Here is a 13,855-nt window from a genome sequence, read left to right on the forward strand (position 1 = left end):
TATTGCTATCGCTCGCCAGATTTTAAGGACGTAGATGACTTTTCTTTCCATTCTGTTTGCATTGCTGCTGGAGCAGTTGAAACCGCTGCGTGCGGATAATCCCGTGTACCGGGAGATCAAGGCCTTCGCCGTGCGCATGGAAACCTGGTTCAACGCCGGCGATGCCGCGCATGGCCGCCTTGGCTGGTTCCTGATGATGTTCGCGCTGATGGCGCCGGTGTCGCTGGTTTACTGGCTGCTGCTGCGCTATAACTGGATTTTCGCGGCCTTTGCATGGAATGTGCTGATCGTCTACCTCACGCTGGGCTTCCGCCACTACAGCCACTACTTCACCTCGATCCAGCTGGCCCTGAATGCCGGCGACGAGGCTGCCGCGCGCGCCCTGCTTGCCGAATGGACCAAGCAGGATACGATTGGCATGGAAGCCAATGAAATCTCGCGCATCGCCGTCGAAAAGGCGCTGATCACCACGCATCGCAACGTCTTTGGCGTGTTCTTCTGGTTCCTGATGCCGCTCGGCCCGGCCGCGGCGGTGATGTACCGCGTGTCCGAATACCTGGCCCGCGCGTGGAACGAGCCTGAACATATGCGCAACGAGGCCTTCGGCGAGTTCGCCGCCAAGGCCTTCTACTGGATCGACTGGATTCCGGCCCGGCTGACGGCGGTGGCCTTCGCCGTGGTGGGCAACTTCGAGGATGCCGTCTACGCCTGGCGCAACTTCGCCGACCGCTGGAAGGATGAGGCCATCGGCATCATCCTGGCGGCAGGCGGGGGCGCGATGGGCGTGCGCCTGGGCACGCCGGTGGAGAATGCGGCCAAGCTGGTGGTGTCCGAAGCGGGGGAAATTACCGATGAAGAAGTCGATACGCTGCCGGGCGAAGAGCCGAGCGTACGCGCGCTGCAGAGCACGGTCGGCCTGGTCTGGCGCGCGCTGCTGCTGTGGATGATGTTGCTTCTGCTGCTGTCCGGCGCCGTCTGGCTCGGATAAGCAGGGCCGAAAGGCTTAAAATAGGGGCTTGGCCGGTTCTGAATTTCCGGCCAAGTCTTCTATAAGATATAATACCCAAGATTTCTCCACGTATCCTTGTACGAGCGCCTATGGCAAGCGAGTTTTTCATTCTTGGGCTTACCACCGACGGCAAACAGTTCCGTCCCAGCGACTGGGCGGAACGGCTGTGCGGTGTGATGTCCTGCTTCCGGCCGGAGGGCAGCGGCGGGCGCAATGCCCACCTGCAGTATTCGCCGCTCGTGCGTCCTACCATGATCAATGGCGTGCGCGCCGTCGTTGTCAGCGAAACGCTGCGCGAGATCGAGCCGATGGCCTACAACTTCGTTGTCGAATTTGCCAAGGATAACAAGCTGCAGGTGGTGGATGCCTGCCTGGTACCCGAACCCGGAGAGAAAAAGAGCTGAGTTTCCCCGATTCGGCGTAGGATACGGTTTTGCTTCAGAGCGAGTAAGCGAGACCACATGAATCCACGTACCACCGTTGTTGCAGCGCTGCTGCTGTCCAGTCTTCACTTCCTTCCCCCTGCATTTGCCCAAACCCTGCCGCCCGGCGTCGTCAAAGGACCGTCGGTGGAAGGCATTACCGAATACCGCCTGCCCAATGGGCTCAAGGTGCTGCTGTTCCCCGATGCGTCCAAGCCCACGGTTACGGTCAACGTGACCTACCTGGTGGGCTCGCGCCATGAGAACTACGGCGAGACCGGCATGGCCCACCTCCTGGAGCACCTGATGTTCAAGGGCGCGCCAAAGCACCGCGACATCACGCAGCAGTTCGCGGAGCGCGGCATGGAATTCAACGGCACCACATCGCTGGACCGCACCAACTATTACGAGGTGTTTGCCGCCGGCGATGCAAACCTGAAATGGGCGCTCGACATGGAAGCCGAGCGCATGACGAAGTCCTTCATCGCGCAAAAGGACCTCGATTCGGAAATGACGGTGGTGCGCAATGAATACGAGAGCGGCGAGAACAACCCTTTCGGCGTGCTGCTGAAGCGCATCCAGAGCGTGGCCTACGACTGGCACAGCTACGGGCGCTCCACCATCGGCAACCGCAGCGATATCGAGAACGTGCGCATCGCGAACCTGCAGGCCTTCTACCATACCTGGTACCAGCCGGATAACGCGGTGCTGCTGGTCGCGGGCAAATTCGAACCGTCGAAGACGCTGGCATGGATCAGCAAATCCTTCGGCGTGATCCCGAAGCCGAAGCGCAAGCTGCCGCCGTTCTGGACGGTGGAGCCGGTGCAGGATGGCGAGCGCAATTTCACGGTGCGGCGCAAGGGCGATGTGCAGATCGTGCTGGTGGGGTACAAGGTACCATCGGGCCTGCACGACGATGCCGACCGCCTCAGCTTCATGAGCCAGATCATCGGCGACACGCCGACGGGCAGGCTGCACAAGCAGCTGGTTGAAACGGGCAAGGCGGCGCAGGTATTCAGCTTCGGCCTCACCGGCTACCAGCCGGGCATCCAGCTGTTCGGGGCCGTGGTGAAGCTCGGGCAGCCGATCGAGCCGGTGCGCGATGAGCTGATCGCGGCGGTGGAAGGCTTCGCGAAAACACCGGTGACGGAAGAAGAGATGGAACGCACGCGCCGCAACTTCGCCAATGGCATCGAGAAGGCGCTGAACGATCCGCAGCAGGTGGGCGTGGCGATGTCCGAACAGATCGCGCTGGGCGACTGGCGCCTGCTGTTCCAGGGGCGCGACAACCTGCCGAATATCACGGCGCAGCAGGTGGCCGAAGCGGCAGGACGCTACCTGAAGCGCGACAACCGTACGGTGGGCATCTTCATTCCGGAAGACTCGCCGCTGCGCGCCGAGATCGGCGCCGCGCCGACGGCGGCCGGGATCCTCAAGGACTACAAGGCCAAGGAAAGCAATCTCACCTCGGAAAATTTCGACCCGAGCCAGGACAACATCATGGCGCGCACCGAGATCAGCCAGATCGGCGGCATCAAGGCGGCGCTGCTGCCGAAGAAAACGCGCGGCCAGACGGTGGCGGTGGACCTGCGCCTGCACTGGGGCGACGAGAAATCGCAGTTCGGCAAGGCGATGGTATCCGCGCTGACGCAGGAGATGCTGACGCGCGGCACCACGCGCTATACGCGCACGCAGCTGGCCGATGAACTGTCGCGCCTGAAAATCGCGGGCGGCAGCGTCTACCAGTTCGAGACCACGCGCGAGAACCTGGCGGCGGCACTGCGGCTGCAGGCGCATGTGCTGAAGGATGCGGTGTTCCCGGAATCCGAATTCGAACAGCTGAAGCAGCAATGGATCGTGGCGCTGGAAGCGGACCGCAACGAACCGGCGACGAAGGCGGGGCAGGCGATGTCCGAATACTTCGACCACTGGCCGAAGGGCGACCCGCGCGCGGTGATGACGATCGATGAACAGATCGCGGAAATCAAGGCCATGAAGCTGGAGGATGTAAAAGCCTATCACCGCGATTTCTACGGCGCCTCGCATGGCGAGATGTCGATTGTGGGCGACTTTGACAAGGACGAGGCCACGAAGATTGTGCAGGAAACGCTGGGCGGCTGGCAGAGCAAGGCGCCGTATGCGCGCATCCCCGATGCCAACGCCGAACGCAAGGCGATTACGCGCTTTATCGACACGCCGGACAAGGAAAACGGCTTCTTCACCGCGCGCATGAACGTGGACCTGAACACAGCCGATCCCGATTACGCTGCGCTGGAACTGGCCAACTACATCTTCGGTGACGGCGGCCTGAAATCGCGGCTGATGGACCGCATCCGGCAGAAGGACGGGCTGTCCTATGGCGGCGGTTCGTCGCTGACGGCAGGCGACATTGACCGCGCGGGCAGTTTCACGATCAGCGCCATCGCGGCGCCGCAGAACCTGAAGAAACTGGACGCGGCGATCCGCGAAGAATTGCAGCGCGTGGTGAAGGACGGCTTCACGGCGGCCGAAGTTGCGGGCGCCAAATCCGGCCTGCTGCAGCAGCGATTGCAGAACCGCAGCAAGGACAATGTGCTGGCGGGCGCCTGGACCAACTACCTCTACCTCGGCCGCACCTTCGACTTCAGCAAGCAGCACGAAGAGCGCCTCAAATCGCTGACGGCCGAGCAGGTCAACGCCGCCTTCCGCAAAGCCATCAACCCCGTGCAACTCAGCGTCATCACCGCCGGCGATTCCAGTAAAGCCAAGTAACCGTCATTCCCGCGCAGGCGGGAATCCAGGAGAGCCGCCGACACGCACCTAGGTTCCCGCCTGCGCGGGAACGACGCTTACGGCGTGGAAAGTTCGGCGACGAAGTCGTACATGTCGCCGCGGAAGATGGAGCGGCAGAATTCGACGGCGCGGCCGTCGCGCAGGAAGCCGAGGCGTTCGACCGCCAGGCCGGCATCACCCGGCTTCGCTTGCAGCAGCTGGGCCTGTTCGGCGCTCAGCAGCAATGCCGACAGGCGCTGCAGCGCGCGCACCGGCCGGTTGCCCGCTGCTTCCAGCGCTTCATACATCGAGATGTCCACCGATTCCAGCGAGGGCAGGGCGTTGGCGACGATCGTCGCGTACTCAATGCACATCGGCATCTCATCGGCGTAGCGGATGCGGTTGAAGCGGTACACCGGCGCGCCCGGGCTCAGCCGCAGCCGCAGCGCTTCTTCCGGCGTCACCGTGCCTTCGGAACGCTTGAGCCATACGCTGCGCGGCGTCCTGCCGCGGGCGCGCATGTCCTCCGAGAAGCTGGTCAGCTTCGCAAAATTCTTTTCGATGCGGGTGTTGATGAAGTTGCCGGAACCGGGCCGGCGCACCAGCAGGCCTTCTTCCACCAGCCCGTCTATCGCCTTGCGCACCGTGATGCGGGAAATCGAGAGGTCCGCCGCCAGCTGGCGCTCGGCCGGCAGCGCTTCGTCCGGACCGAAGATGCGCTTGTCGATGGCTTCGCGCAGCGCCCGCTGCAGTTGCTGGTACAGCGGCTGGCTGCTGTTCTGGCCCAGCGCGGCCATGATTTCTACAAGCGAACTCATTTTTTTCTCCAGGTATCCCGCGCCGATAATACCAAAAAAGACCGGTCTACAAGCGGTCCGCACCGGCATGCCGCCACTTTCCCTGTGAGATAGCGCTATCTGGGCGCCGGAATGCCCAAAGTGGTATGTATTTTCAATACAACATGTGAAAAAAATATGAAAATTGGTAGTGTTCTGGTATTGGATGGAGGTATATTGGCGCTCAATTGGTTTTGTTAGTGGCAGTACTAGGGAATGGACCGGGTCTTCCATCAAGACCCAACTCAAGGGGGAGTAAATGAAGCGCAATCTGACACCGATCGCTACTGCGGTCGCCATCCTGATCACCGGTAGCAATCTGGCCTACGCACAAGAACAAGCAGCGGCCGCAGAGCCGAACGTTGTGGTCGTCACCGGCGTGCGTGCCGCCCTGGCGCAATCGCTGAACCAGAAACGTAATGCCGATTCGCTGGTGGAAGTGATCACTGCCGAAGACGTGGGCAAGATGCCGGACAAGAGCGTCGCCGACTCGCTGCAGCGCGTGCCCGGCGTGTCCGTGGCAACCGCCGGCGGCGCCGAAGGCGGCTTCGGCGAGAACGACCGCGTGAGCCTGAAAGGCACGCCGTCGAACCTGACGCTGACCACGCTGAACGGCCACACCATCTCCAGCGGCGACTGGTATATCTCGAACATCACCGGCGGCGGCCGTTCCGTCAGCTACGCCATGTTCCCGTCCGAGCTGATCGGCCGCGTGACCGTGCATAAGAGCTCGCAGGCCAACATCATCGAAGGCGGCGCTGCCGGTACCGTCGATATCGAAACCCGCAAGCCGCTGAGCTTCAAGCAGCCGTTCACGCTGATGGGTTCCATCGAAGGCGTGTACAGCGAAGGCGCGAAGAAAACCGACCTGCAGGTCAGCGCGCTGGCGAACTGGAAAAACGAAGCCAACAACATGGGCGTGCTGGTGCAGCTCTTTGACGAGAAGCGCACCCTGCGCCGCCAGGGCCAGGAATTCCTGTGGTGGGACAAGCTGACCACCGGCTTCGCACCGCAGTGGATCGCCAAGAACCCTGAAGTGGAAGGCAAGTGGCTGTCGATGCTGACCGGTTCCGCCATGTTCAACCAGGACCGCGAGCGTAAAGGCGGCATGATTGACGTGCAGTTCAAGGTCAACAGCGATTTCAGCTTCGACATCAACGGCTTCTACACCCGCCTGGATGCGGACAACGTCAACGCCAACTTCATGCTGGCGCCGTACCAGCCGCTGTCGAACAACTGGTCCGGCGTGGGCGGCGTGGTTCCTTCGAGCTACACCATCACCGGCAACCAGATTACGTCGATCACCTTCCCGAGCACCTGCCCGACTGGCCTGGACTGCTCGAACATGGGCCCATCGGTGCAGGACATCATCGCACGTCCCGGTTCCTACTCCGATTCGAAGTTCCTGAACCTGGACTGGCAATGGCGCGCCAACAGCGACCTGAAATTCACCGGCCAGGTAGGTTCCACCCGCGGCACCGGCTACGCACGTGACTACGGCTACGAAGCATGGCTGGCTTATTCCGGCACCAGCCTGACGATGCACGGCCTGAGCGCTCCGGCCACCGTCACGGTCGACAACGCAGGCACCTTCAATCCGCGTACCGGCGCCGACTTCTTCGGCGGCTGGGCTTCCGACGTCACCGCCAAGGACAAGGAAACCTACGGCCAGGCCGATGGTACCTGGAAGTCGAACTGGGAAGCCGTGCCTACCGTGTACTTCGGCGTGCGCGCTGCCAAGCATGACCGCGACCTGACCTGGCTGGGCGGTACCGTGTCGGCTGCCGGCAGCTCGCTGGCCAACCGTCCAACGGGCCTGACCAACTACCCTGCCAGCCCGCTGCCGAACATGCTGTCCGGCGCCTGGACCTTCGATATGCCTTCGATGAAGGCATGGGGCGACAAGTACGTGACCTTCAACAGCCACGCTTACCAGAATGAGTTCCAGATCCGCGAAAAGGCTACCGCAGCTTACGTGATGGGTGACCTGGACTTCGGTTCCATCCAGGGTAACGCCGGCGTACGTTTCGTGCGCACCGAGATCGACGTGGCCAACGGCTCGCCGAACGATGTGTGGAATCCTGTGCGTACCTCGAATACGTACAACGACTTCCTGCCTAGCATTAACCTGCACACCGACCTGGCCAAGGACGTGAAACTGCGCGCTGCCGCAAGCCGCACGCTGGCCCGTCCTGACTTTGGCGCACTGGGTTCGCTGAGCCTGAACGACCTGACCTTCTCGGCCAGCGGCGGCAACCCGAACCTGAAGCCGATCATGTCCAATAACGTGGACGTGGGCGTTGAGTGGTACTTCATGCCGAAGTCCCTGCTGGGCGCAAACATCTACAACATGAACATCGGTTCCTATGTGACCTACGGCGCATCGGTGGCCCAGTTCTACAACCAGTCCGTAAAGCGCATCACCGACTACAACCTGAGCGCTGCCTTGAACACCAAGGCCCGCGTGCGTGGTATCGAGCTGCAGTATGTGCAGGATCTGGGTAACGGCTTCGGCGCGAACCTGAACTACACCTACGCGGATGGTGAAGAGCGCGGCAAGGCGCCAAAATCGGCTTGCGCCGACCTGGGTGACTGCCACATGATCGGTACTTCGAAGAACTCGTATAACGCTTCGCTGTTCTACGAGAACGACAAGTTCAGCGCCCGTGTGAACTACAGCTTCCGCTCGGCCTTCCTGAATGGCCTGGACCGCAACAGCGCAATTTATCAGGACGACGTGGAAACCGTGTCGGCTTCGGTGAACTACAACCTGACCGAAAACCTGACCCTGTCGCTGGAAGGTAAAGACCTGAACGATCCGCTGCTGAAGTCCTACGCCACCTCCAAGGACCAGCCACGTGCCTTCTACAAGAACGGCAAGCAGATCTTCTTCGGCATCCGCGGCAAGATGTAATGCGGCTGTGATGTAAGCTGGGGCAGGGCGCTGGTGCAGGCCCTGCCCTTTTTCTTTTCTGGAGCAGGAATGGGTAAAACAATTTTCATCGCGCTGCTGGCGCTGAGCGCGGCGGTGCAGGCCGCGCCGGCCTATGTGGCGAGTCCTTATAAGTATCTGCCGCTGCATAACGATGCGGCGGGCAATGTGATATCCGTGGCGCCGGATGGCAAGCCGGTGCCCTATGCGCAGCTGCCGGGCGCCGGAGCGCTGACCTGGGCTTTCGCGGTGGGCGAATGCGGCAGTGAGACCTGGGGCGGCAAGCCCGCAAGCGCGGTGGCCCAGGCGAACGTGCCGGCGTTTGCGAAGGCAGGCATTGGCTACATCATTTCAACCGGCGGCCAGGGAGCCATCTTTACCTGCGGCTCGAAAGAGGGCATGGACGCCTTCGTCGCGCGCTACGACTCGCCGCAGCTGATCGGTTTCGACTTCGACATCGAAGCGGGGCAGACACCGGCCCAGATCCGCTCGCTGATGGAGAACATCGTCTACGCACAAGGCAGGCATCCACGCCTGCGTTTCAGCTTCACCATCGCCACCCATGCGGCATCGGACGGCAGCAAGCGCAGCCTGAACAAGACTGCGGAACTGGTGCTGGCCGAAGTGCGCCGCAGCGGCCTGCGCGATTATGTGGTGAACCTCATGGTGATGGACTACGGCCCGGCATCGAAGAAGGTGTGCGTGCTGGGCAAGGACCGCCGCTGCGATATGGGCGCTTCCGCCCTGCAGGCCGCGCGCAATGTGCACGAGAAATACAAGCTGCCGTATGCGCAGATCGAGCTGACGCCGATGATAGGCGTGAACGATGTGATCGAAAACGTGTTCACGCTGGAGGATGCGGCAGTGATGGTAGAAGGCGTGCGCAAGCTGGGCATGGCCGGTGTGCATTTCTGGTCGATCGACCGTGACCTGCCGTGCACCAAACCGGCGACTGGCGCGGAAGCGCTGTGCAGCACCATGCCGGACGTTCCAGCCGGCGCCTACACGCGTGCCCTGACGAAGGACGCAGCACGATGAGTGGTGCTGCCGGGCGTTACCTGTCGCTCGATGTGCTGCGCGGCCTTACCGTCGCGCTGATGATCGTGGTGAATACGCCGGGCGACTGGGGCCACGTGTTTGCGCCGCTGCTGCACGCGGACTGGCATGGCTTTACACCGACGGACTGGGTATTCCCCACTTTCCTTTTCGTGGTCGGGAATGCGCTGGCATTCGTCATGCCGCGCTATGCGGCGGAAGGCAAGGGGGCCGTGGTGGCGAAGGTGCTGAAGCGCAGCGCCCTGATCTTCCTGCTCGGCTTCCTCCTGTACTGGTTCCCCTTCTTCGGGCCGGACGGCGCAGGCGGCTTCCGCATGCTGCCCTTTGCCGATACGCGTATTCCCGGCGTGCTGCAGCGCATCGGCCTGTGTTTCGGCATCGCTGCGCTGGTACTGCACTTTGCGCGCGAGCGCGGCGCGATCCTGTTTTGCGTGGCAGCCCTGCTCGGATACTGGGCGGTGCTGGCGCTGTTCGGCGACTACAGCCTGCAGGGCAACGCTGCGGCGAAGTTCGATATCTGGCTGATGGGCGAGCGGCACCTGTATCACGGCGAAGGACTGGCCTTCGATCCGGAAGGCCTGCTGGGCACATTGCCGGCCACGGTCAACGTCATTGCAGGCTATTTTGCGGGGCGCCTGGTGCTGCAGAAGGGCGCGTCGTGGGAAACGCTGGCGAAGCTCATGATGGCGGGCGTGTTGTGCCTCGCCATGGCGCTGTGCTGGAGCAGTGTGCTGCCTATCAATAAAAAGCTCTGGACCAGCTCCTACGTGATGCTGGCCATCGGCCTTGACCTGCTGATCCTGCCCTTGCTGATCTATGCAATCGAAATGCGGGGACAGCGCCGTTGGACCTATTTCTTCGAAGTCTTCGGCAAGAACACCCTGTTCATCTATCTGCTATCCGAAGTGCTGGTGATCGTGATGGTGAAGACTTACGTGGGCAGCACTGCTACCTATGACTGGATCCATGCTACGGTGTTCCGGCCGCTGGCCACGGAGAAAGTGGCCTCGCTGCTGTTTGCGCTCGCCTTCATGCTGCTTTGCTGGCTGGTGGGCTACTGGCTGGACAAGCGCCGCATCTATATCAAGGTCTAGAACTTCAGCTTCAGTCCCAGGCGATTGGCCAGCGCGGTCAGCCCCATCATCGCCAGCGTCATCACGGCGGCGTTCAGCAGTCCCGGAACGCCGCCGCTTTCCCAGAACGGCCACCAGAAGCGCGGCAGGTGCAGCACGGCGGCTGCCTGCTCCCAGAGGTCCGGCGCAATATACGCGAACAGCGCGTTGGCGCCCGCCGGCAGCAGCAGCACCGTCCAGCTGCGCACTTCCAGCACGTCGGTCAACACATAGAACAGCAGGAACAGGGCCAGCACCAGCGCCGAACAGACCAGCGTGTAGGATGCGGTGGCGTTAATCTTGTTGATGCCGTGATAGGGCCGCAGCAGCATGCCCGCCGCGAACAGCGCCAGCGCGAAGCAGGCCATGAAACGGATGCGCGGCTTGTGCAGGGCCCAGCCGCCTGCTTCGGTGGCGCCGCGCACGAACAGGCGGCCCACCAGCGCACCCGCCATCACATTGGCCGAGGTGGAGCCGATCAGCTGCGGCACATTGACGAAGCTGTGTACCGTATCCGGCAGCCAGCCCAGCTGCCCGGCCATGCCGCCGAGGTAAAGCGCGATCAGGCCTGCCAGCGCTGCCATCATGGCGAGTCCGTCGCCGCGCACTGCGAGATAGATGGCGCTGCAGACCAGGTAGGCCCAGCCGATCATGCCCAGGATTCCCCACCACGTATGCTGCAGGTACGGGCTGCTGAACTCTGCGTTCAGGGTGCCGCGGAAAGACAGCAGCAGGAAGGCCATCAGCGCCGCGCCGAGCCAGAAGGTCCTGCTGCGGCCTTCGGTGTGCCGCCACAGCAGGATCATGGCCACGTAGAACAGCAGCGTGTACCAGGCCCGCGGCAGCAGGGCGGCATCGGCGTCGTAGCGGTAAAGGTTGGCCAGCACCACCCCGGCCACCATCAGGCTCGCGGCACGCCACAGCAGGCGGCCCAGCAGCGCCGCGTCCACCCGCCCGATAGCGCGGTGCAGCGACAGCGGAACCGCAATGCCGACGATGAACAGGAAGCCGGGGAAAACCAGGTCGGGCAGGGTGATGCCGTCCGCCTTCGGCCCCGCATGCTCAAGCCAGTACGGTATGCCGGGCATGCCGGCGATGTAGTTCACCCAGATCATCGCAAGGATGATGAAACCACGGAAGGCGTCGAGACTCAGCAGGCGTTGGTTCATGCGGAAGGCGTTAAAAAAGCGGGAGAGGCATTCGCCTGTTCCCGCTTCGGTGATCAATGCGCAGCGCTTACTGGGCTGGAGCGGCAGTAGCGTTGCCCGGACGGTTCACCCACAGGATCCAGTAGCGGGCCAGGTCGCCGCGGCCGTCGCTGCCGGTCACGGTTTCCAGGGTCTTGATGGCGTCTTCCTTGCGGCCGGCCATGGCGTAGGAGTAGCCCAGGCGCAGCTTGGCGTCTTCCGCGTTCTGCAGGCCGCCCTTGGCGATACCTTCCTGGATCAGGGCGATGCCCTTGTCGAACTGGCCCAGGGTGACGAATGCGTAACCGAGGTTGACCAGGCCGGTGCCGTTCTTCGACTTGCGGGCCGAAGCTTCGCCGCTGCCGATGTTCTTGGTGTCGTCGGCTGCCTGCTTGTCAGCCTGCGCGCGCAGCTGCTTGTGCTTGGCCGCGTTGTTGCCGGTGCCCAGCGAGCCGTTGGAGAAGCCGATGTCCAGCACCTGCTTGGCTTCGATAGGCTGGCCGGCCAGCAGCGCCAGTTCGGCCATGTCCTGGTATTCCTCGGCCGCCATCTTGGTGGTGGCGACTTTCTGCAGGCGGTACACGTCCAGCGCGAAACGGTTGGAGTAGTTGTCCTTGCCGCGGGTGCGGCTCAGCAGGTCAACCCAGTAGTCGTCGTTCGGGTAGTACTTGACCAGGTTTTCCAGGGCCAGCAGGTAGGTGGCCTGGTCCTTGGATTTGGAACCGGTGTTGGCCAGGATCTGCAGTTCTTCGATGGCTGGCACCTGGCCTGCCTTCTGTTTGGTTTCCAGGTCCTTCAGCGCTTCGGCCTTGGCGGTCACGAAGTCGTTGTTCAGGTAGTAGGCGCGCACCACATATGGGCGCAGCTTGGTTTCGCCGGTTTCTTTCTGGTAACGGTTGAACCACTCAACAGCCTTCGGATAGTTCTTGGCGTTGTAATACATATTGCCCAGCGCTTCGATGAACTGCTTCTGTTCCACCGGGGTCAGGCGGCCGGAGTTGATCACGGCTTCCAGGGCGGCGGTCGCCATCGCATCGTCCTGGCTCGCGGAGCCCAGCGCCACGCGCATGCGGTTCAGGATAAAGGTCTCGTAAGGATTCAGGTTCGGCAGTGCGGCGGCGGCATCGATGCGCTTTTTGGCTTCGGCAAAATTCTTTGCGGCCAGCAGCGGCTGGATGTCGGCAGGATTGGCCAGCTTGATGAATTCCTGGCTGACTTTATCGGCAGACTCGGCAGCTGCCGGTGCAGCAGCAGGCTTGCTTTGCGCATGGGCAACGTTCATTACAGCCGGCGCGGCGATCAGGGTAGCCAGCAGCAGGCTGATGCGGGCAATACGGAACTGGGACATGGTCTATAAATCCTGTAAATGAGACAAACGCTTATTCTCCCATAAATTCGCCAACGGACGAGTTTATGGGGCGCGCAATTGTAACGCTATGTTTCGGCGCGCGGCAGGGCCTTGCCCGCCGCGTCGAACAGCAGGCAATGCGCGGGCGGCAGCAGCAGTTCGGCGGCCGTGCCGGCCTGCGGCGGCAAGCCCTGGGCGGCGTGGCGCACGGCCAGCATGTCCGCAACCCCGGGCAGCTGGACGTAGAGGATGGACTGGTCGCCCAGGTATTCCACGTGGCCGACCGAAACGGGCACCCGGTTCGGCTCATCGGCCCCAGGCGCTGCCAGCTGCATATGCTCCGGCCGGATACCCAGCGTGACGCGCGCGCCGCGCTCCAGTTCCGCCGCCTGCACGGCCACTTCCACGATGGCGCCGCCGGGCAGCTGCACAGCGGCGTGCTGCAGGCCTGCCGCCATCACTTCGCCCGCAATGAAATTCATCTTCGGCGAACCGAGGAAGCCCGCCACGAACAGGTTGCCCGGATTGTTATACAGTTCGTGCGGGGTGCCGATCTGCTCGATGCGGCCGCCGTTGAAGACCACGATGCGGTCGCCCAGCGTCATCGCTTCCACCTGGTCGTGGGTAACGTAGACCATGGTGGTTTTCAGGTCCTGGTGCAGGCGGCTGATTTCCACCCGCATCTGTACGCGCAGGCTGGCATCGAGATTCGATAGCGGCTCGTCGAACAGGAACAGCTGCGGCTTGCGCACAATGGCGCGGCCGATCGCCACGCGCTGGCGCTGGCCGCCGGACAGCTCCTTCGGCTTGCGCTGCAGGAGCTGTGTAATCTGCAGGATCTCCGCGGCGCGCTCCACGGCCGTGCGCACCTCGGCCGGCTTGTGCCCGGCCAGCTTCAGTGCAAACGCCATGTTCTCGTACACCGTCATGTGCGGATAGAGCGCATAGGACTGGAACACCATCGCCAGCTCGCGCTGGGCAGGCGGCACCTTGTTGGCGAGCCGGCCGCCGATATGCAGCTCGCCTTCGCTGATCTCTTCCAGGCCGGCGATCATGCGCAGCAGGGTGGACTTGCCGCAGCCCGAGGGGCCGACGAAGACCACGAATTCGCCATCGGCGATATCGAGGTCGATGCCGTGGATGACGGTGTGCTTGTCGCCGTAGCGCTTGACGATATTGCGGAGCGAAACGCCGGCCATGCC

Annotated in this window: 10 protein-coding genes; 6 read left to right on the forward strand and 4 right to left on the reverse strand. The window is 62.5% G+C overall.

The window, feature by feature from the left end:
- Window positions 1-34 precede the first annotated feature (34 nt).
- The 3 genes from ACJRPG_RS14700 (at window position 35) to ACJRPG_RS14710 (ending at window position 4,182) form a co-directional block, all read left to right on the forward strand.
- Complete coding sequence (locus ACJRPG_RS14700) at window positions 35-988, forward strand: CobD/CbiB family protein (RefSeq protein ID WP_408000834.1); 954 nt, start codon at window positions 35-37, stop codon at window positions 986-988.
- A 110-nt stretch (window positions 989-1,098) separates the two neighbouring features.
- Window positions 1,099-1,413, forward strand: a complete 315-nt coding sequence (locus ACJRPG_RS14705; RefSeq protein WP_408000835.1) for a DUF3579 domain-containing protein — start codon at window positions 1,099-1,101, stop codon at window positions 1,411-1,413.
- Between the two features lie 57 nt (window positions 1,414-1,470).
- Complete coding sequence (locus ACJRPG_RS14710) at window positions 1,471-4,182, forward strand: M16 family metallopeptidase (RefSeq protein WP_408000836.1); 2,712 nt, start codon at window positions 1,471-1,473, stop codon at window positions 4,180-4,182.
- A 77-nt stretch (window positions 4,183-4,259) separates the two neighbouring features.
- Here the strand turns inward: ACJRPG_RS14710 and ACJRPG_RS14715 are convergent, their stop codons facing one another.
- Window positions 4,260-5,000, reverse strand: a complete 741-nt coding sequence (locus tag ACJRPG_RS14715; RefSeq protein ID WP_408000837.1) for a GntR family transcriptional regulator — start codon at window positions 4,998-5,000, stop codon at window positions 4,260-4,262.
- Window positions 5,001-5,277: 277 nt separating this feature from the next.
- On the opposite strand from ACJRPG_RS14715, the gene ACJRPG_RS14720 reads away from it, so the two are divergent.
- The 3 genes from ACJRPG_RS14720 (at window position 5,278) to ACJRPG_RS14730 (ending at window position 10,100) form a co-directional block, all read left to right on the forward strand.
- Entirely contained in the window at window positions 5,278-7,932 is a 2,655-nt protein-coding gene (locus tag ACJRPG_RS14720; RefSeq protein WP_408000838.1) for a TonB-dependent receptor, read from the forward strand.
- A gap of 69 nt (window positions 7,933-8,001) precedes the next feature.
- On the forward strand, window positions 8,002-8,988 hold the full coding sequence (locus ACJRPG_RS14725; protein WP_408000839.1) for a glycoside hydrolase family 18 protein: 987 nt from the start codon (window positions 8,002-8,004) through the stop codon (window positions 8,986-8,988).
- A complete protein-coding gene (locus ACJRPG_RS14730) occupies window positions 8,985-10,100 on the forward strand; it encodes an acyltransferase family protein (RefSeq protein ID WP_408000840.1) in 1,116 nt (371 codons plus the stop codon). The genes ACJRPG_RS14725 and ACJRPG_RS14730 overlap by 4 nt, the downstream gene beginning before the upstream one ends.
- On the opposite strand, the gene ACJRPG_RS14735 is transcribed toward ACJRPG_RS14730, so the two are convergent.
- From ACJRPG_RS14735 to ACJRPG_RS14745, 3 genes are all read right to left on the reverse strand, one after another.
- Window positions 10,097-11,287, reverse strand: coding sequence for a DUF5009 domain-containing protein (locus ACJRPG_RS14735; protein ID WP_408000841.1), 1,191 nt, complete (start codon window positions 11,285-11,287; stop codon window positions 10,097-10,099). The two genes, ACJRPG_RS14730 and ACJRPG_RS14735, sit on opposite strands and share 4 nt — an antisense overlap.
- 67 nt (window positions 11,288-11,354) lie before the next feature.
- A complete protein-coding gene (locus tag ACJRPG_RS14740) occupies window positions 11,355-12,653 on the reverse strand; it encodes a tetratricopeptide repeat protein (protein WP_408000842.1) in 1,299 nt (432 codons plus the stop codon).
- Window positions 12,654-12,739: 86 nt separating this feature from the next.
- A complete protein-coding gene (locus ACJRPG_RS14745; RefSeq protein ID WP_408000843.1) occupies window positions 12,740-13,852 on the reverse strand; it encodes an ABC transporter ATP-binding protein in 1,113 nt (370 codons plus the stop codon).
- Window positions 13,853-13,855: the final 3 nt, after the last annotated feature.

Source organism: Pseudoduganella rhizocola, assembly GCF_045984285.3.
Taxonomy (GTDB): Bacteria; Pseudomonadota; Gammaproteobacteria; order Burkholderiales; family Burkholderiaceae_D; genus Rugamonas.